This window comes from Plantactinospora sp. BB1 (assembly GCF_003030385.1).
GTDB lineage: Bacteria > Actinomycetota > Actinomycetes > Mycobacteriales > Micromonosporaceae > Plantactinospora.
This window is the reverse complement of the sequence record NZ_CP028159.1, coordinates 3,848,817-3,868,448: the sequence shown is the minus strand read 5'-3', so window position 1 is coordinate 3,868,448 and position 19,632 is coordinate 3,848,817. Positions and strand designations below refer to the sequence as shown.

Genomic DNA, 19,632 nt, shown 5'->3' with positions numbered 1-19,632 from the left:
CCGCCACCCCGGGGGTCAGCCGCAGTCGAGTGCGCCGTAGGGGGTGCCGAGCTGCGCCGTCACCGGCTGGCCGTCGACGGTTCCGGTGGCCTTCACCGTCGCGCTACCGGCCGGCACCGCGCTGGTACGGGCGTTGAACGCCTGGTAGGCGGCCTTCCCCGGAGCCACCGCCGCGACCGTACGCGTCCCGTACGGCGTGACCAGCTCGATCGCCAGCGGCACCGCCTCGGCGTTGACCGCGTTCACCGAGACGTAGGCGTTGCCGCCGATGCACTGGGTGCGGGTCTGCACCCGGACGTCCCAGGCCGGCTCCTCCGCCGGGTCGCCCACGGTCAGGGTCAGGGTGGTCCGGGTGGTACCCGCCTCGCTGACGTAGTCGGGCAGCACCAGGTTGCCGATCACGGTGTACCGGCCGGGGGTGTCGACGACGCTCTCGTCGAAGTCCCAGTCGACCCCGATCGCCTGGTTGTCCCGGGACCCGTCGTTGTAGGAGACCTCCACCCGCTCCGGCAGGTACGGCAGCTCGCCGACCTCGACGTCCTGCTGGAACGTCTCGGCACCCTGGATCGAGATGCCGCCCGGGGCGGTCTCCGGCCGCACGTAGACCCGGGCCTCGGCGATCAGCCCGTACGCGTCGTTCGTGCCGTAGACCACGAACGGCTCGACGTTGGTCTCCGCGACCATCTCCGGGGTGATCTCCTGCCAGTCGAACCCGACCCTGCCCCGGGCACCGCTGGCGTAGATCCCGTCGAGTTCGGCCGGCAGGGTCGGCACCTGGCCCACGGTGGTCCGGATCAGCACCGGGGACCGCACCGACTCGACGGTCTCGCCGTTGGCGCGCCAGCGCAGCACGCCGGTACCCGCCCCGCTGCCCTGCACCCCCCAGATCCGGATCCGCAGCCGGCTGGTGGTGATCGGGGTGAAGTCGAGGTGGTTGTAGGTGTTGGTGGCGAGCGCGTCGGCGTACGCGGACCCGTTGGTCAGGGTCACCGGGGTCCAGGTGGTGCCGTCGGTGGAGGACTCGACGGCGTACGTGGTGGCCGTCGGCCGACGGGTCCCGCCGTTGTCGTCGTACCAGTAGATGTCGGTCGACGAGAGCCGCACCGGCGAGGTCCAGCGGTATTCGAGCCACGCCTCCCGCTCCGGGCTGGTGCCGTTCTGCGGCAGGTTCCAGTTGCCCCAGCCGTTTCCGGCGCCCGGGTTCGAGTTGGCCGGCGTGCTCGCCTCGTTGACCCGCTGGTGGTTCTCCCAGGACGCGGTGCCGCTGGTGGTGATCGCCGCCGTGGCACCGAACTCCGCCACCACCTCCCGCTCGGCGAGGGTCACCGGCACGGTCGCCTCCGACCGCTTCTCGCCGTCGTCGGCGAAGAACCGGAAGACGTACTCCCCGGTGACCGTGCCGGTCACCCGGGTCGTCGTCGCCGACGGGTCGGCGAAGATGACGCCCGCGCCGGCCGGCTTCGAGACGGTCTCCCAGCCGAAGCGCAGCTCCTTGTCGTACGGGACGCCGTCGTCGGCGGCGGTGCCGACCAGCCGGGTGGAGAGGTTCCCGTCCGCCGAACCGTCCCGGACGGCGGTGACCGTCGGGGCCTGGTTGGCCACGTCCGGCACGTCCCGGCCGGAGTCGAAGACCTGGATCTCGGAGATCGCGGTGAAGAAGGTCGGGTTGTTGGTGAAGGCGATCCGCACCCGCTGCGTCGTCACGGTCTCGAAGAGCGCCTCGTTGAACTTCGCCGACGGTACGGTCGGGTTCTTGAACTGGCCCGGCACCTCCCGCCAGCCGCCGTCGCCGTCGGGCACCTGGATCCACCAGCGGGCCGGCTCGCGATAGCCGCCGGCCTGCCGGTCACTGACGAAGAAGACCTTCACGTTGTCGAAGGACTTCGCCGCCCCGAGGTCGAGTTCGACGTAGCCGTTCCGGTCGGTGGTGCCGTAGTTGCCCCAGTACGGTTCGTTCGCGGTGACGCCGTCGGTCACCGCGGCCAGCGAGACCGGCCGCTCGGTCTCCTTGATCGCACCCGGTGTGTGGTTCATCGAGGTGCTGCTCCAGCCGGGCGTGTGGAACTGCCGCCACGGCGTCGGCCGGACGCCCTGCTGGGTGTAGGAGGAGCGCAGTTCGGCACCGGTCGCCAGGTTCGGCGCGTCCTCGGTGAGGTCGATGCCGGCCGTCTTGAGATATCCGACGACGCGGTCGTCCTGCACCGGGGTCTCCACCGCGCTCGGGAAGTCGGTCCCGGTGGCGGCGGTGAAGGTGACGGTCACGCCCGGCTCGGCCTGCACCTGGTTGGTGTTCGGGTCGTAGCTGAGCTTGCCGAGCCGGTCGGTGCTGACCTTCCGCTCGCCGTTGAGGAAGAGGCTGTAGCCGGCGCCGAGGCCGTACTTCGTGCCGTCCGGGTCCCAGACGACGGTGACGTCCTGCCCGTGGTAGCGCAGGTTGTTGACCATGAAGTGGTCGTAGCCGAATTTGATCGGCCACAGCTCGATCTTGTCGTCGGAGCGCGGCTGGAGCCCCGCCATGTCCTCGACGAAGATGTAGCTCATGTTGCCGAGCATCACGTGGTTGGGGTTGTTCCGGTTGTAGGTCTTCGTCGTCGGGTTCCAGTTGGAGTAGTACTCGGCCTGGTTCGGCGCCCGCACGTCCGCGTTCGGGTAGATGCTCCAGGCCATCCAGTCCAGCAGCCGCTTGGCGTACTCCGGGGTGATGTACTTCTGCTCCGGGTCGTAGTGCCGCAGCGCCGAGCGGACCCCGCGATACTGCACCGTGAAGTTGATGTTCGAGAAGTTGTTGGAGCCGCCGATCCCGTACGCCGCCCGGTCGTACTGGTTGGCGGTGTAGAACGGGAAGATCGGGAAGTTGTCGCCGTAGGTGAGGAAGCGGAACCCGTCGACGTAGGACTGCCACTGGTCGAACGGGATCAGGTTCTCGGCGTAGACGTCGTAGAGGTTCGACTCCTTCGCCGGGATCAGCGTGCGGGCCGATTCCGGCAGCGGGTTCGGCCGGCCGTTGGAGCTGGCCGCGCTGGTGGCGCCGTGCGACGTGCCGGCCAGGAACATCCGCATGTCCGGGCTCCACAGCCGGGCCAGGATCGCGTCCCGGATCTCGTTGGCGCTGGCCGCCATCTGGTCGACCTTGGCCTGGTCGCTGCCGGCGATCTGGTGCAGTTGCCTGGCCGCGTCGAAGGCACCCCAGACGTACGCCGACTCCGGGCGCTCGATCGTCCGCGCCCCGGGTGCCCCGGCGTTCGCCTTCGGGAAGCCGAACGAGATCGCGTCGGCGTCGTTGCCCGGCATGTAGTTGGTGTCGTAGGCGATCAGCTTGTCGTCGTTGCCGTCGTAGTGTTCGAGCTGCCCGACGCCGTCGCCCTCGAAGTAGCCGGCGAACTTCCGGGCGATCTCCGCCCCGCCGCCGTGCACGTTGTACGCCTCCAGCCCGGCGGTGCCGAGGTACTGCGAGTAGTGGTTGTTCCAGCTCGTGTGCCCAGGGCTGTCCAGGAACGCCGAGGAGCCGGAGAGTTCACCGATGTTGAGGATCTGCCCGTACGGCAGGTAGGGGGTACGCAGCCACTTGGTGTCCTGGAGGTGCATCGGCTGGGTCAGCGCCACCGAGTTCTGGTAGAGGTTCACCCCCTCGATCGTCGTCGGGTACTGGTAGACGTGGCCGGGCGCGTTCGCGTCCAGGCTGTTGTAGCGCTCGCCCCACCACCGATAGACGATCGCCTTCTCCAGGGCCGGGTCGGGGACGTCGACGTACGGCACGTCCTGCGCCCAGCGCCGGTTGAAGTCGGTGATCCCGGTCCGGACCGCCTCGCCCGCAGGCATCGCGGCGTACCGCCGGTAGCTCGGCACCGTCTCCGGCAGGGTCGCCGAGGAGACGGCGCCGACGACGGAGAGCGAGACCGTGCCGCCGGCCGGCACGGTGACCTCCCGGTCCAGGTTGCTGCCGCTGCGGGTGAAGCCGGCGCCGGTGAGGTCGACCCGGACGGTGTTCCAGGCGGTGTCGACGAGGCCGTTGTTGGCGCCGCTGGTGATGGTGCGGGTGCCGGTGAGTTCGGCGGCCCCCTCGCCGGCCTGGGTGGCCAGCGGCGACGCGGCGCGGACGGTGAAGGTCGCCGCCTCCGCACCCGGGTTGCCGAGGTTGATCGCGGTGACCGCGACGTTGTCGTAGGTGATGAACTTGGTCAGCTCGGCGGTGACCCCGGTGCTGCCGATCGTGTAGCGACCCCTGGCGTGGCTGGGCGCGTTGAACCGGTCGGCGCCGACCTCGGTGACCGTCTGCCCCGGCACGGTGACGGTGTAGAGGTTGCCGAGGTTGTTGGGGCCGCCGACGAAGGTGTTGCCGGCGAAGCCCATCACGGAGAAGTTGCTGTTGCTGGCACCGCGCAGGTAGAGCGAACGGCCCCGGGTCATCAACACCGCCGAGCCGAGCGTGCCCCGCACCCCCAGCACCCGGTCGAGGTAGTAGTCCGTGCCGCCGGCCGCGAGATCCCTGTCGAAGATCGACTGGTACATGCTGGACGCGGTGAACGGCACGCCCGGCTTGAGCTGCTCGGCCACCTCCGCGACGTTCGTGTAGACGGGGTCACCGATCTCCATCGCGTGGTGCTGCCCGTCGGTGTAGACACCCACGTCGCCCTCGTTGCCCGGCAGGACCGGGGGCGCGGCGTGCGCGGGCGAGGGCGGGCCGACCACCCCCGCCACGACGAGCGCGGCGAGCGCGGCCCAGGTGGGCGCCCTCCTGGTACGTCTATTGCTCATCTCGTCCTCCTGGTGGGGGTTGGCGCGGTCAGCTCGTCGGGATCCAGACCCGCATGGTGGACGGTCCACGGTTGGCCCAGGCGTGGTACGGGACCAGCGGAACCTCGACGAGGTCCCCCGCCGCCCCGTGCACCGGTCCGGCCCCGTCGCCGCCGTAGGGCCAGTCCCGGTCGGGCGGGTCGAGGCGCCGGCAGTTCACCACCACCCGGCTGCCCGCCATGCCGGGTGGCCGGCTCAGGTCGACCCGGAGTTCGTCGACGCTCCCGCCCCCCGGCAGGTCCACCGACTCCACCGCGTACACCAGCGGGCCGCGTTCCACGGCGACGCAGCCCCGGACCGCGTCGATGCGCGGGTCCGGGTGGCTGAACCGGGGCGCCATGGGCAGCCGCAACACCACCTCGTCGCCGGCCCGCCAGACCCGCCGCTCGGTGGCGTAGCCGGGGCGTACCGGCCGGGTCTCGCCGTCGACGGTCAGCGTCGCGCCCTGCTCCGCCCAGCCCGGCACCCGCAGCGCCAGCGTCCACGGACGGTCGTCGCCGCCGTCGTCGACCCGCACCCGGATCTCCCCGTCCGCCGGGTAGCCGGTGCTGACGGTGATCCGCCGTTCCGCCCCGTCCACCGGGCGGTGCACGACCGTACCGGAGGCGTACTGGTGCAGCTGGAGGCCCTCGTCGTCGGTGGTCGCGACGTACGCCGCCAGGCTGGCCAGGGTGCGGGCCACGTTCGTCGGGCAGCACGACACCTCGTACCAGGGGGCCCGCTGCGCGGCGGCGGCCCGGATGCTCGGCCGGTCGTCGTCCGGGACCGTCCCGGGCTCCCGCCGGTGCAGCGTGTTGGTGTAGAAGAAGCTCCGCCCGTCGGCCGCCGGTGACGTCGACACCACGTTGAAGAGCGTCCGCTCGATCAGGTCGGCGTACCCGGAGTCGCCGCAGGCGAGCAGCAGCCGCCAGGCCAGCATCACCGACCCGACCCCGGCACAGGTCTCCGAGTAGGCGCGGTCGGGCGGCAGCACCCAGTCCTCACCGAACGCCTCGTCCTGGTGCCGGGAGCCCTGCCCACCGGTGACGTACGTGCGCCGGGCCACCGCGGTCCGCCACTGGTCGCGTACCGCCTTGAGCAGGCCGGGGTCGTCGGTCTCGGTGGCGACGTCGACCGCACCGGCGGCGAGGTAGTTCGCCCGGACCGCATGCCCGCGCAGCACCGTCGCCTGGCGTACCGGGGTCTCGTCCTGGAAGTACTCCCGGCGCCACTCCACGTCGCCGAGCCGGCCGTGGCCGCGCCGCTCGACGAAGAGCGCCGCCTGGTCGAGGTAGCGGTCGTCCCCGGTGACCCGGCCGAACTCCGCCAGCGCGGGCTCGATCTCCGGGTGCCCGCAGAGGCCGTCGATGCCGTCCGGCCCAAAGGTCCGGCAGACGTTGTCGGCGGCCCGCCGGGCGATCGCCACCAGCCCGTCGTCGGCGTCCGGGCGGGTACGCGCCCGCGCGACGGCGGCCTGGAGGAGGTGGCCGACGCAGTAGAGCTCGTGGCCCCAGCGCAGGTCCGACCAGCGCGGCGGCTGGCCGGGGTGACCGAACTTCGTGTTCAGGTAGCCGTCGGCGTCCTGGGCCCGACCCACCCGGCGCACCACGGCGCGGAACCTCGCCTCCAGTCCCGGGTCGTCGCTGCGGCCGATCTCCCAGGCCATCGCCTCCAGGAACTTGTAGACCTCCGAGTCGGAGAACTCCCGCCCCCGGCGCCCCCCGGCCAGGTCGCCGCCGTCGGCCACCAGGTCGAAGTTGCGGATCCAGCCCTCCCGTTCGAGCCAGTGCCCGATGTGGTCGAGACTGGCCGCCGCGTTGACGGACTGACGTTCGGCCCAGAAGCCGCCGGTGATGCGGACCTCGTCCAGTCCGAGCGGCCGGAGCCGCCCTCGGCTCGGCAGGACGGGGGCCGCCGTGGAGGCGCTGGGTGCCATGGTCATCCCTTCAGTGCGCCGGACATGAATCCGCGCACGTAGTGTCGTTGGAGCAGCAGGAACAGCACGACGCACGGAAGCGCCAGCACGACGACGCCGGCTTCCGTCGCGCCGTAGTCGACGACGCCCTGCACCTGGCCGCGGAGGTTGGAGACGGCGAGCGGCAGCGTCATCCGCTCGGAGTCGTTGATCAGGATCAGCGGCGCCATGAAGTCGTTCCAGGCGGCGAGGAACGCGAAGAGTCCCACGGTGATCAGGCCCGGCTTGACCGCCGGGATCAGTACCCGCCACAGCGCGCTGAACGACGAGCAGCCGTCGACCTTCGCCGCCTCGTCGAGTTCGCGCGGCACCGCCTCGAAGGAGATGCGCATCAGGAAGGTGGAGAACGGCAACTGGAACATGGTGAGCACCAGGGCGACACCGACCAGGGAGTTCGCCAGCCCGACCTCGTTGAGCAGGACGTAGAGCGGGATGAGCAGGGTCGCGTACGGCACCATCAGGATGGCCAGGGTGAGCAGGAAGAGGAGGTTCCGGCCGGGGAAGCGGAAGCGGGCGAAGGCGTACCCGCCGAGCAGTGAGACCAGCAGCGTGAGCGCGACCGTCAGCAGCGAGACGAACGCCGAGTTGGCGAGGTAGCGCCACACCCCGGCCTGGTAGTCGGCGAGGGTCGTGTAGTTGCCGAAGCCCCATCCGGTCACCTGGTTGGTGCCCGCCTGCGGGGAGACCGAGGCGACGGCGGTCCAGACCAGCGGAAAGAGGAAGATCACCGCCACCGCTCCGGTGAAGACCCAGTAGGGCGTCCGGAAGGCGACACCGGCGATGGTGAGGCCGCGCGGCCTCGGCCTGCTCGGCACCCGCTCCGGCGGCCGGGGCGGCCCCGCCACCGCGGCCCGGGTGGGCCTGGAATCGACGGTCATGGCGTCAGTTCTCCTCGGACCGGAAGGCGCGCAGTTGCAGCGCGTTGATGAGGACCAGGGCCGCCAGCACGATGACCGAGAGCGCCGCCGCGACGCCGAGGTCGTTCTGCCCCTGGAACGCGATCATGTAGATGAGCTGGACCACCGTGATGGTGCTGTTGTCCGGGCCACCCTTGGTGAGGATGTAGAACTGCTCGAAGGCGAGCAGCGAGCCGGTCACGCAGAGCACGGTGGTCAGCGCCAGCGTCGGGCGGAGCAGCGGCAGGGTGACGCTGCGGAACGTCTGCCAGCGGGTCGCCCCGTCCGACCGCGCCGCCTCGAAGACGTCCGCCGGGATGCTCTGCAACCCGACCAGCATCAGCACCATGTAGAAGCCGGCGTAGCGCCAGACGATGAGGAACACCGTGGAGAAGAGCGCCGCGTTCGGCGAGCCCAGGAACGTGATGCCGAGCCGCTCCACCACCGGCGCCAGCGGGCTCGCGTACGGCGAGTAGAGCACGTAGAACAGCAGGGACGCCGACGCCAGCCCGAGCGCGCTCGGCACCAGGAAGGACGCCCGGAGCAGGTTGTTCCACCGGCTGGACTCCTGCACCAGCAGGGCCATCCCCAGGCCGAGCGCGAGCAGCAGTACGGTCGCGATCACCGTGTACTTGAGGGTGAAGACCACCGAGTCGGTGAAGAAGCGGTGGTTGACCGCCTTGGTGAAGTTCTCCGGCGCGTTGATCCCCTGGTCGCCGCTGAGCAACGGCCAGCGGGACAGCGACATCTTGATCACGAGCAGCAGTGGCACCACGAACAGCGCCACCACGAATGCCGCGGTCGGCGTGGCGTAGATCCAGCCGAGCAGGGCCTGCCGTCGGCTGGGCCGGACCGGGCCCGGCCTCGCCGCACTGGGTGGCCGGGCCGGTGCGCTGACGTTCATCACAACTCCTCGTTCGATCGGCGACGGGCCGGACCGGCGACGGTTGGCGAGTGCGGCGCGGCCGACGTATGCCGGGTCCGCACAGCGGCGGACCGGCACACGCCCGCGGCGACGCCGCCTACTGCTGGAGTACCGCCGTGATTTCCTTGTTGTCCTTCGCCAGGTCCCCGCCGCCGTTGAGCACCTGGTTGCGGACCAGGGTCAGCCAGGGGCTGCCCGGTGCGTTGAACGCCTGCTGGAAGTTGAGTGCGACCGGGGTGTCGCCCTTGCCGGCGACCTCGTTGATGGTGACGAGGCGGGGGTCCTGGGCGGCGTACCTGTTGTTCGCCAGGTCGGAGCGGGACACCACGTCCTTGTTCTTGGCCAGCACCTCTACCTGGGCTTCCTCGGACATCATCCAGCTCAGGAAGTTCCAGGCCTGCGCGGCCTTCTTCGAGTCCTTGGAGACGCCGATGCCGTCCCCGCCGACGAAGGTCGAGGCGCCGCCGTCCGGGCCCGGGATGCCGGCGACACCGACGTCGAACGGCGTCGACGACAGCAGCGTCGCCGGGTAGAACATCAGCCCGACCTTGCCCTCGGTGAACGCCGCCGTCCAGGTCGGCCCGGTCTCGCCGGCCGAGGCGGGCAGGACCGCGCCGGACTTCCACAGGTCGGCCCAGGTGCTGTACACCTTCTGCGCGGTCGGGTCGGCCAGCCTCGCCTCGGTGCCGTCCTCGCTGAGCACCTCGCCGCCGCTGGCCCAGATGGACGGGAACCAGGTGAAGACGAGGCAGCCGCCGCAGTTCAGCCCGGCCGCCGTGCCGTAGACGCCGGCCTTCCTGATGGCCTGGACGGCCTTCGCGGCGGCGGCGTACTCCGCCAGGTTCGCCGGGGCCTTCTCCGGGTCCAGCCCGGCGTCCTTGAAGAGCTGCTTGTTCCAGAACAGCATCGACAGGTCGAGTACGAAGGGCAGCACGTGCGCCTTGCCGTCCTGGGTACCGGCCGAGAGGTGGCCCTTGTTGATGGCGTCCTTGAAGCCGAGACCGTCGATGTTGCTGCTGAGATCCTGGAAGAGTCCCTGGTTGACCCAGTTCGGCACGTAGACGATGTCGGCGGCGAAGAGGTCCGGCAGCCCGCCGGAGCCGGCCGCCGCGCCCACCTTCGCGACGTAGTCGTCGTTCGGGACGACGGTCAGCTTGACCTTGTTCTGGTGACCGGCGTTGTACGCCTCGACGAGCAGCTTCGCCTGCTTCTCCAGCGGTGCCCGGGTCCAGAGCGTCAGTTCGCTGCCGTCGTCGACGCCGGTGGGACCGGCCTCGGCCACGCCGCCCTGGTCGCCCGGGCCGTCGTCACCGCACGCCGTCGCGCTGAGGATCAGCGTCGCCGCGAGGACTCCGGCCAGGGACCGCCGGACGGTCCGCCCGTCCGATCTTCTTTTCATGATTCTCCTCGGATTCGTGTGGGATGTGCGCCGTTCTCCTTGTTGGTGCGGTAGAGGTGCGGCTAGAGCCGCTGCGCCAGGCGGTGGTAGCCGCTGTTCCAGCGCAGGTGGTTGGCGAACGAGCGGTGGTCGGTCCGAGCGTCGATCATGAGCAGTTCGACGCCGGACATGTCGGCGAAGTCGACGAGCGCCCCCGTGCCGACCGCCGTACTGAGTACGGTGTGGTGCGGGCCGCCGGCGAGCAGCCAGCACTCGGCGGAGGTGGCGAGGTCGGGACGCGGGATCCAGACCGCGCGGGCGACCGGCAGCCGGGGCAGCGGCTCGTCCGGCTCGACCAGGTCGATCTCGTTGGCGGTCAGCCGCAGCCGCCCGCCCAGGTCGGCGAGGCCGACGACGAGTCCCGGGCCGGGTGCCGCGGTGAAGACCAGCCGCACCGGGTCCTCCCGGTCACCGATCGACAGCGGGTGGATCTCCAGGCTCGGCCGGGTGGCGGCGATGCTGGGGCAGACCTCCAGCATGTGCGCGCCGAGGATCTTCGGCTCGCCCGGACCCCAGTGGTAGGTGTAGTCCTCCATGAAGGAGGTCCCGCCCGGCCGGTCCCCGGCGACCACCTTGAGGATGCGCAGCAGGGCGGCGGTCTTCCAGTCGCCCTCCCCGCCGAAGCCGTAGCCGTCGGCCATCAGGTTCTGCACGGCAAGGCCGGGAAGTTGCCGCAGGCCGCCCAGGTCCTCGAAGTTGGTGGTGAAGGCGTCGAAACCGCCGTCGACGAGAAACTGGCGGAGCCCGAGTTCGATCCGGGCGCCGTAGCGCAGGGCGGCGTGCCGCTCGCCGCCGCGCCGCAGTTCCGGTACGACGTCGTAGCGCTCCTGGTAGTCGGCGACCAGCCGGGTGACGTCCGCGTCGGCGACCTCGTCGACCGCCGCGACGAGCGCGTTGACCCCGTAGGCGTTGACCGAGACCCCCAGCGTCGCCTGGGCGCCGACCTTGTCGCCGTCGGTGACGGCGACGTCCCGCATGTTGTCGCCGAAACGGGCCATCCGCAGCGACCGCGCGGCGCGGGCGCCGGTCGCGGCGCGGGCCCAGTCGCTGACCCGTTCGTGTACCGCCGGATCGCCGGCGAAGCCCGCGACGGTCTTGCGGGCCACCCCCAACCGCGACTGGACGTACCCGAACTCGCGGTCGCCGTGTGCCGCCTGGTTGAGGTTCATGAAGTCCATGTCCAGCTCGGTCCAGGGCAGCGACCGGTTGGCCTGGGTGTGCAGGTGCAGCAGCGGCTTGCCGAGCGCGGAGAGGCCGGCGATCCACATCTTCGCCGGTGAGAACGTGTGCATCCAGGCGACGACGCCGACCACCCGGTCTTCGGCGGTGGCGTCCAGACACGTCCGGCGGATCGCGTCGGCGGTGGTCAGCACCGGCTTCCAGACGAGGCGAGGCTGCGCCCGCAGACCGTCGGCGAGCCGCTGGCACACCTCGCGGGACTGTGCGGCGACCTGTTCGAGCACCTCTTCGCCGTAGAGCGACTGGCTTCCCGTCAGGAACCAGATCTCCGCCGGCTCGTTCGCCATGCCCACCTGCGTCACTCCGTTCCACCCGACCGGCCGGATCCGCATCGAAAGCGGCGACGGTTCCGGTCAAGGTCGCTGGCGGCCAGCCACAGCCGCGGGTCAACCGGGCGCGGTGCTCCGCGCCGGAGCGCGCCGAGGCGCCGAGTGGTCGTCACGGTCACCGGCCCCCTCACTGCGCCGAAAACCTTTTCGGAGGATTCTGGTGGCCCGGTTACGGTCATGTCAACAGTGGATTTCGACGCCTGCCTGCGGATCATCGACCAGGATCGACAGCGGTCCGTCCGGCCGCCGGTACCCGCCGAAATGCTTTCGGGACGACCGGCCGACCCGGCAGAGCAGCTCCGCCGAGCCGCGCGCCGCGCTCCCGGCCGGTGCGTGACCCGGCTCCGGCCCAACCGGCCGACACCGCCGCGACGAGCCGCTGCCGGAGTCGTCCGCGGGCCACCCCCGGCGCGGTCCGGGGTTGAAAGCCTTTTCGGCACCGATCTGGGCACTCGCCTGGCGGCCGCCGAGGGTCCGCCGACGCCGGCTCCCCTCGTCGGTATCCTCTGGGCCGACGCCCGTTCCGCCGGGCCTACCGGAAGTCCCGCCGTGGCACCACGCCGTGGCCTCCGGCGCAAAGCGCACGTCGAGGAGGGTGGTGGCCGGAGAACCGGATCCGCACGCGGCAGCGGTCAGCCGCTCGGACGCGCTGATCCAGTTGGGCCGCTGGGCGCAGGCCGAGGCGCTGCTCCGCCCGGTGCTCGCCACCCGCCCGGACCATCCGACCGCACTGGCCGACCTGGCCTGGATCCTGCGCAACACCGGCCGCCAGGACGAGGCGTACGAGGTCGCCCGCCGGCTGGTGGCGGTCGAGCCGGACTGGCCGACCGCGCTCACCGGGCTGAGCGACCTGCTCTGCCAGCGGAACGAACCGGCCGAGGCCGAACCGTACGCCCGCCGGGTGGTGCAACTCGACCCGGAGAACTCGGCGGGCTGGCTCGCCCTGGCCACCGTACTGGGCAAACTCGGTGCGGAACACGGCGAGGAGGCGCTGCACGCGGCGCGCGAAGCGGTACGGCACGGCCCGGAATGGCCACGGGCACACTCCGTGCTGTCGATGACGGAGTTCAACCACGGCGACCTCGACCGGGCGGAACGGTCGATGGCCAGGGCGCTCGCCCTGGACCCCGACCACGTGGCCTACCACAACGCGCTCGGGATGATCCAACTGGAACGCGGCGGGCTGGACGAGGCGCTCGGCACCTTCCAACGGGCCGCCGCACTGTCACCGGACGCGACGTCGATCGCCAACATCTTCCGGTTGCTGGAGAGCCACGGCGTACCGGAGCCGTTCGTCGAGTTGTACACCCGGCTGCGTACGGCCGTCGGCGACCCCGGCACGGTCGACCCGACCGACCCGCACACCATCGACCACCGGCTGCACTACGTCGACCGGCTCTGGGAGCGCGGCGCCCGCGACACCGCCTGGACGCTGCTGGAGGCGGTACACCGCGACAACCCCGAGCAGGAGTCGGCGCTCACCGGCTACGCCTACTACGCGCTCCGGCTCGGCCGGGCCGCCGAGGCACTGAGCGCCGCCCGCACCGCCGTACGGGTCGCCCCGGACTCGGCCGAGGCGCGCCAACTGCTCGACGAGGCGACCCGTGCCGTCGAGGACCTGCCGACCGGCTAGCCGGATCGCCGCCCGGGTCGGATCCGACCGTCCTGGATGGACGCCGAGGCGGGTGGTAGGGGTAGCCCTCGGTCGAATGGAGGGGTCAGCTTCAATGCGCTCCCCCGGTCCCGTAACACAGACTCGGTCCACCGACTTGCTCGGACGGCAGTCGCAGTCTCACGGGAGGAAGCATGTCGCACTCGGACAGCCCCATCGTCAGCCGGCGCACGCTGCTCGGTGGCGCCGCCGTCGCCGTACTCGGCGGCGGGCTGACGGCCACGGTGGGCGCACCGGCCGCCGGTGCGCCGCCCCGCCCCGGTGCTCCGGCATCCGGGCCGGTCGACCGGCGGGCGGTGCACGCCGTGGCGACCCGGCTGGACCGCGACCTCGTCGAGCTGCGCCGCGACCTCCACCGGCACCCCGAGACGGCGGGCGAGGAGCGGCGCACCTCCGCCGTGGTGGCACGGCGACTTCGCGCGGCCGGCCTGGAGGTCAGGACGGGGGTCGGCGGTCACGGGGTCGTCGCGGTCCTCACCGGCGCCCGGCCCGGCCGGACGGTCGCCTACCGGGCCGACATGGACGCGGTGCCGCCGGGCGACCAGTTCGGCGGCGGCACGCGACCGGCCCACCTGTGCGGGCACGACCTGCACACCGCCGTGGGGGTGGGGGTGGCACAGGTACTGGCACTGCTGCGCGACCGGCTCACCGGCTCGGTGGTGTTCGTCTTCCAACCCGCCGAGGAGGCGCTCGCCGGCGCCGCCGCGATGCTCGACGACGACCTGTTCGGCCGGGCCCGGCCGGCGGAGATCCACGCCCTGCACTGCGGTCCCTTCCCGGTCGGCCAGTTCGTCGTCACGCCCGGGTCGGGGCTCCCCGGCCAGGACCGGGGCGTGGTGACCCTGATGGGTTCGGACGCGACCGCCCGGGCGCAGCGGCTCGCCGCCGCGATCAACGCCCTCGGCACCGTCTCCCCGCCCGCCACGCCCGCGGACCTCGAACGGCTGGTCACGGACATCCAGACCCCGGACGGGCCGTTGGCCGAGTTCGTCTTCATGCGGGCGGAGGCACCGGACGCGGCCGGCCCGCCGGAGGTCCGGATCTCCTACCGCTGCTGGCCGGAACAGCGGTACACCGGGATCCGCGAGGAGATCCGCCGACTCGCGAACTCGTCCGGCGGGGCGTCGGTGAGCTTCCGGGACACCCCGTTCCCGGCCATGCTCTGCCCGGAGCGGGAGGGCCTGGCCCTGCAGCGCCATCTGCGGCAGAGCCTCGGGGCTGCCCGGGTGGCGAGGCTGCACGCCCCGGTACCGTTCAACGGCGAGGACTTCGCCCTCTTCCTCGACCGGCTGCCCGGCACCTACACCTTCCTCGGCGTCCGCGCCCCGGGGGCCGGCATCGAGACCAGCGCTCCACACTTCGGCACCTTCGACCCGGACGAGCGGGCCATCGGGTACGGCGTCCGCGCGATGGCCGGCTGGCTGGCCCGGCGTACCCACGGTTAGCGCACCCCACCCCGTCCCGTCCGGTACGGGCCGGGTCGACGGCTCCGCGCCGCCCACCGGTCGACCCCGGCGGGCGGCGTCACCACGGCAGACCGGTCGCCAGGGCCGCGATGGCGAGGCCATGCGCCAGTACGGCCGGAGTGAGGCCGTGACGCAGGCGCAGGAAGGCGCAGACGAGCCCCTCCCACGCGGTGAACGCCAGGAGCGGCCAGCCGAGGTCGGTGACGGTGGAGGCGAGGAAGCTGTGGCAGGCTCCGAAGAAGAGCCCGGACAGCAGCGCGGCGCGTACCGGGCTGGTCAGCTGGGCCAGCCGGGACTGCAACAGGCCCCGGAAGAGCACCTCCTCGAAGAGGTTGCCGGCGAGGCAGAAGAACAGGATCACCGGGATCGCGGAGTGCGCGACGGTGCCGCCCCGGTCCACCGGTGGCCAGTGGCTGGCGATGGCCAGAACCGGGCCCGCGGCCAGGGCGGCCCCGGCGATGCCCAGGCCGACCCCGGCGAGGTCGGGGCGTTGTCGAGGGACGAGCGCGCGGAGCCGTCGGTCGCCGGCCAGTACCGTCGCGGTGAGGGCCAGGGTGGCGACGCCGAGCGCGGCCAGCAGTGCGGTGTCGGTGCTGAACCGCAGCCAGGGCGCCAGGCCGCCGACGGTGCCGAGCCGCCACAGCCCGAGGGGTGTCATGGCGTCGCGGATCAGGACGAAACCGAGGATGAGCAGGACGATCGACAGCAGTGGATCACGTTGCCGGCGGGTCAGCAGCAGGCAGCCGGTGACCAGCGTGAGGCCGGGTGCTATCCGCAGCAGATAGCCGAGGAGGTCGGTCAGCATGCCCGGGTACACCCCCCGGGCGCACCGGTCGGCACCGGACCCGCACCCGCCGAAGGCGGCGGTACGGTCCACGGCGCACGGCGTAGCGGCAGAGCCGCCGAACAATCACGCACAGAGTCCTCCCGGGACAGCCACACCGGGTGGAGAGTCAGGCGAGCACCTCCACCCGGCACCAGGTGCCGAAGTCGAAGGTCTCGCTCACCTCCGACAGGCGGAGGTCGGATGGCCGGACCCGCTCGGGCAGGTCAGCATGTCGACCATCGCGTTGGGAGCTACTCCCCTTGCGACCGCAACACTACCGGAGCGAGGTGCACGGCACGACCCGTCGATCCGCCGGCCGCCGACCGTCCACCGACCGACGGCTCAGGGCGCGGGGCGCTGTCCCGGGATGCCCTCGACCGCCGCGAGAAACCGGGACTGGTCGTCGTGGGTCGTCGGGTTGACGATCCGGATCCACGAGCCGTCGTCGAAGACGACGGTGGACGGGAACCGCAGCAGTCGGCTGGGACCGCCCTCGGAGTCGATCCGGGCCACCCGGTCACGAGGCACGCTCCAGAGCAGTCTCGGCTGGCGCCGGTCCGGCCGGCCCTCGTCGGGCCGGCGACCCATCCGCAGCAGGTGCAGGTGCGAGTCGGTCACCGCCAGCGGCGTACCGGTGTAGCGGTCGAGGAAGAGCAGCAGGCTACCGGCGAGAGTGGCGAGATCGCCGCTGAAGACGTACCGACGCCGGTAGGCGATCTCGGCGAGCTGGTCGGCCAGCGGGCGGTACCGGCTCAACCGGAACAGTGCCCGGAACGCCTCCTGCTCCTCGGTCAGCGGCAGCGGCCCCCGGTGCGCCGGCCGGTGCCCCGGCGCGGACTCCGGCGTCGCCTGCTCCGGCGACGCCTGCTCCGCCAGGCCGGCGGCAACCGCGGCGGCCTTGGCCGGGTGCAGCAGCACACCCGAGGCGAACCGCACCGGTGTCATCACCGCGTCCAGCCAGGCGACCGGGTTGACGATGTGCAGCAGGCCGAAGAGCGCCCGGGGATCGAGCGCCTCGGCGATCTCGTCGGCCATCAGGTCCGCGAGCTGGCTGCCGGCGCGGTGCGTCTGCGAGGTACGGAGTGAGGCGAGCCCGACGTAGCGGAGCTGCTCGCCGGGGAGCAGCGGGGCGACGAGGAGCCGTTCGGGCTCGTCGCTGGTGCGGAGCTCCTCACGCAGCTCACGCACCCTGGCCCGGGCTGCCCGTACGCCGCCCAGCATCGCGTCGGTGAGCCGACCGAACCGTCCCGTCACACCACCGCCCCCTTTCGACCGACTCGACGGTTCACCGGCCGCCCGTCCGCGCCGGCCGCCGCGAGCACCGCCACCGGCCCGACCGCCCCCGCTGGCGAGCAGGGCGCCGAAGCCGAGACTCGGGCCGGCGCCCGGCCCGGGCTCGCGCAGGCACGGACGAACCGGCCGTGCCGAAGACGCCTGCGACAGCGGCTGCCGGATCCGCTCGGCCGCCGGTCCGCACAGGCTAACGGTGGTGTGCTGGCACCCCGGGACGCGCCCCGCGCGGTGACGGCCAGCCGAGCCGTTCCGGCGCCTGGGCGTGCCGGGAATCGTGCCCTGCGAGTTGGCACGCATAGGTACCGGTCGAAATCGGCGCGGTCGACGCGGTTCCGGATCGGGCCGGTTTGACCTATGGTGATGATCATGACGCTCCGGCTGTTCACCCCGGCTGGACCGGCCGGACAGCCCCGGGGCCGGCGATGACCACCGCCAATGCCCGGCCGGGACGACCGTGTCCGCCGGCACGCGGATCCCGCCACCGAACCAGGCGATCCCTGGGCCTTCGAGAAGGGTGGACGACTCATGAACCAAGGGCTGAGCAGGCGCCGAGTTCTCGGTGAGGCGGTCGGACTGGCCGCCGGAGCCGCGGCCGTCGCGGCGGGGCTTCCGTCCGGTGCCGCAGCCGCCGCTCCGGCGCAGGCCGGGCCCGATCCCGCCCGCTGGCGCAAGCAGGCGACCCGGGTGACGATCGTCCGCGACGACTGGGGCATTCCACACGTACGCGGTCACACCGACGCCGATGCGGTGTTCGGCATGATGTACGCGCAGGCCGAGGACGACTTCAACCGGATCGAGCGGAACTATCTGGTCAGTCTCGGCCGCCTCGCCGAGGCCGAGGGCGAGACCGCGATCTGGCAGGATCTGCGCCAGCGGCTCTTCGTCGACCCCGAGGCCCTGAAGCGGGAGTACGCGAAGACACCCGGCTGGTTGCGCGAGCTGATGCGGGCCTGGGCGGACGGGCTCAACTACTACCTCGCCACCCATCCGGAGGTACGCCCGCGCGTGCTGGACCGGTTCGAGCCGTGGATGCCGCTGAGCTTCTCCGAGGGCAGCATCGGCGGTGACATCGAGCGGGTGCCCCTGAGCCAGCTCGAAGCCTTCTACGGCGGCCGGACGCTGCCGATGACCGACGAGGAACGCGGACTGCTGTTCCGGGAGCCGAGCGGCTCGAACGGCATCGCGATCGCGCCGAGCCACACCAGGGACGGCAACGCACTGCTGCTGATCAACCCGCACACCAGCTTCTTCTTCCGCTCGGAGCAGCACGTGACGAGCGGCGAGGGACTGAACGCGTACGGCGCGGCCACCTGGGGCCAGTTCTTCATCTACCAGGGCTTCAACGCGAAGACCGGCTGGATGCACACCTCCAGCGGCGTCGACAACGTCGACGAGTTCGCCGAGACGATCGTGACCAGGGCGGACGGCCAGCGCTACTACCGCTACGGGAACGCGCTGCGGCGGGTGGCGACGAAGACGATCACGCTCTCCTACCGTACGGCGGACGGTGGGCGGGCAGAGCGCACCTTCACCACCTTCGCCACCCACCACGGCCCGGTCGTACGCGAGGCCGACGGCAAGTGGATCGCGTTCGCGCTGATGAACCGGCCCGTCGAGGCGCTCCAGCAGAGTTTCCTGCGCACCAAGACGCGTGACTACTCGGACTTCATCCGGGTGGCGGGGCTCAAGGCCAACAGCTCGAACAACACGCTCTTCGCGGACTCGAAGGGCGAGATCGCCTTCCTGGTGCCGCAGTTCATGCCGATCCGCGACGATCGCTTCGACTATCGCAGGCCCGTCGACGGCAGCGACCCGGCGACCGACTGGCGCGGGCTGCACAGTCTCCGGAGCCTTCCGCAGGCGGTGAACCCGAGGAACGGCTGGGCGTTCAACACCAACAACTGGCCCTGGACCGCGGCCGGCCCGGACAGCCCGGACGCCGCCGACTATCCGCGCTACTTCGACCAGGCCGGGGAGAACCCGCGTGGGCCGCAGGCGATCCGGGTACTGACCGCGCGCCGCAAGTTCACCCCGCAGACCCTGATCCAGGCCGCCTTCGACCGCTACCTCACCGCCTTCGCCCGGCTGGTACCGGGGCTGGTGGCGGCGTGGGACCGGCTGCCCGAGGGTGACCCGCGAAAGGCGGGTCTCGCCGGCCAGGTCGACCTGCTGCGCGGGTGGGACTACCGCTGGGGCGCCGAATCGACCGCGACGTCGCTGGCGGTGTTCTGGGGCGAGGCGCTCTGGGCGCCCCTGGCACAGGCGGCCCGGGACGCGGGCATGTCCATGTGGGACTATCTGGCCGAGCGCGCCACCGACGCGCAACGACTTGAGGCGCTCGACGCGGCGAGCCAGCGGCTCACCCAGGACTTCGGCAGTTGGCAGGTGCCCTGGGGCGAGATCAACCGCTTCCAGCGCAACGACGGCGCGATCACCCAGACCTTCGACGATGCCAAGCCGAGCATCCCGGTACCCTTCACCTCCGCGCAGTGGGGTTCGCTCGCCTCGTTCGGCGCACGGCGCTGGCCCGGCACGAAGCGCTACTACGGCACCAGCGGCAACAGCTTCGTGGCGGTGGTGGAGTTCGGGCCGAGGCTGCGGGCCTGGGCGGTGACGGCCGGCGGCGCCAGCGGGCATCCCGACTCGCCGCACTTCAACGACCAGGCCGAGCGCTACGCAAGCGGCAACCTCCGGCCCGTCTACTTCTATCCGGAGGACCTTGAGGGCCATGTCGAGCGGCGCTACCGGCCGGGCACCTGACGGACCGGGCCCGGCGTGCTCCGTCACGCCGGGCCCTGCC

The 19,632-nt window shown here is 71.7% G+C and carries 11 protein-coding genes; 3 read left to right on the top strand and 8 right to left on the bottom strand.

From position 1 onward, the window contains the following. Window positions 1-15 precede the first annotated feature (15 nt). The 6 genes from C6W10_RS16920 to araA form a co-directional block, all read right to left on the bottom strand. Window positions 16-4,755 carry an Ig-like domain-containing protein gene (locus tag C6W10_RS16920; RefSeq protein ID WP_234361814.1) on the bottom strand — a complete coding sequence of 1,580 codons (4,740 nt, stop codon included), beginning with the start codon at window positions 4,753-4,755 and terminating at the stop codon, window positions 16-18. A 28-nt stretch (window positions 4,756-4,783) separates the two neighbouring features. Continuing rightward, the gene (locus tag C6W10_RS16915; protein ID WP_234361813.1) at window positions 4,784-6,715 is read right to left on the bottom strand and encodes a glycoside hydrolase family 127 protein; all 1,932 of its coding nucleotides are present in this window, start codon (window positions 6,713-6,715) and stop codon (window positions 4,784-4,786) included. Continuing rightward, window positions 6,712-7,626, bottom strand: a complete 915-nt coding sequence (locus tag C6W10_RS16910) for a carbohydrate ABC transporter permease (protein WP_107258908.1) — start codon at window positions 7,624-7,626, stop codon at window positions 6,712-6,714. The genes C6W10_RS16915 and C6W10_RS16910 overlap by 4 nt, the downstream gene beginning before the upstream one ends. A 4-nt stretch (window positions 7,627-7,630) precedes the next feature. Next, entirely contained in the window at window positions 7,631-8,548 is a 918-nt protein-coding gene (locus C6W10_RS16905; RefSeq protein WP_107258907.1) for a carbohydrate ABC transporter permease, read from the bottom strand. Between the two features lie 118 nt (window positions 8,549-8,666). After that, a complete protein-coding gene (locus C6W10_RS16900; RefSeq protein WP_107258906.1) occupies window positions 8,667-9,968 on the bottom strand; it encodes a sugar ABC transporter substrate-binding protein in 1,302 nt (433 codons plus the stop codon). A 62-nt stretch (window positions 9,969-10,030) separates the two neighbouring features. Next, a complete protein-coding gene (araA, locus tag C6W10_RS16895; RefSeq protein ID WP_107264012.1) occupies window positions 10,031-11,533 on the bottom strand; it encodes an L-arabinose isomerase in 1,503 nt (500 codons plus the stop codon). Between the two features lie 640 nt (window positions 11,534-12,173). On the opposite strand from araA, the gene C6W10_RS16890 reads away from it, so the two are divergent. Together C6W10_RS16890 and C6W10_RS16885 are read left to right on the top strand one after the other, a co-directional pair. Further along, window positions 12,174-13,208, top strand: coding sequence for a tetratricopeptide repeat protein (locus C6W10_RS16890; protein ID WP_159104619.1), 1,035 nt, complete (start codon window positions 12,174-12,176; stop codon window positions 13,206-13,208). Between the two features lie 173 nt (window positions 13,209-13,381). Then, window positions 13,382-14,692, top strand: coding sequence for a M20 family metallopeptidase (locus tag C6W10_RS16885; protein WP_107258904.1), 1,311 nt, complete (start codon window positions 13,382-13,384; stop codon window positions 14,690-14,692). Window positions 14,693-14,771: 79 nt separating this feature from the next. Here C6W10_RS16885 and C6W10_RS16880 read toward each other — a convergent pair whose 3' ends face one another. Together C6W10_RS16880 and C6W10_RS16875 are read right to left on the bottom strand one after the other, a co-directional pair. Continuing rightward, window positions 14,772-15,518, bottom strand: a complete 747-nt coding sequence (locus C6W10_RS16880; protein WP_107264011.1) for a CPBP family intramembrane glutamic endopeptidase — start codon at window positions 15,516-15,518, stop codon at window positions 14,772-14,774. Between the two features lie 363 nt (window positions 15,519-15,881). Continuing rightward, entirely contained in the window at window positions 15,882-16,793 is a 912-nt protein-coding gene (locus C6W10_RS16875) for a hypothetical protein (RefSeq protein WP_107258903.1), read from the bottom strand. Between the two features lie 564 nt (window positions 16,794-17,357). Here C6W10_RS16875 and C6W10_RS16870 point away from each other — a divergent pair. Continuing rightward, window positions 17,358-19,592, top strand: coding sequence for a penicillin acylase family protein (locus C6W10_RS16870; RefSeq protein ID WP_107264010.1), 2,235 nt, complete (start codon window positions 17,358-17,360; stop codon window positions 19,590-19,592). Window positions 19,593-19,632 lie beyond the last annotated feature (40 nt).

Coding starts and splice junctions, on each gene's coding strand:
- C6W10_RS16920 (WP_234361814.1), bottom strand. CDS start 4,755: ATGAGCAATAGACGTACCAGGAGGGCGCCCACCTGGGCCGCGCTCGCC.
- C6W10_RS16915 (WP_234361813.1), bottom strand. CDS start 6,715: ATGACCATGGCACCCAGCGCCTCCACGGCGGCCCCCGTCCTGCCGAGC.
- C6W10_RS16910 (WP_107258908.1), bottom strand. CDS start 7,626: ATGACCGTCGATTCCAGGCCCACCCGGGCCGCGGTGGCGGGGCCGCCC.
- C6W10_RS16905 (WP_107258907.1), bottom strand. CDS start 8,548: ATGAACGTCAGCGCACCGGCCCGGCCACCCAGTGCGGCGAGGCCGGGC.
- C6W10_RS16900 (WP_107258906.1), bottom strand. CDS start 9,968: ATGAAAAGAAGATCGGACGGGCGGACCGTCCGGCGGTCCCTGGCCGGA.
- araA (WP_107264012.1), bottom strand. CDS start 11,533: ATGGCGAACGAGCCGGCGGAGATCTGGTTCCTGACGGGAAGCCAGTCG.
- C6W10_RS16885 (WP_107258904.1), top strand. CDS start 13,382: ATGTCGCACTCGGACAGCCCCATCGTCAGCCGGCGCACGCTGCTCGGT.
- C6W10_RS16880 (WP_107264011.1), bottom strand. CDS start 15,518: ATGCTGACCGACCTCCTCGGCTATCTGCTGCGGATAGCACCCGGCCTC.
- C6W10_RS16870 (WP_107264010.1), top strand. CDS start 17,358: ATGAACCAAGGGCTGAGCAGGCGCCGAGTTCTCGGTGAGGCGGTCGGA.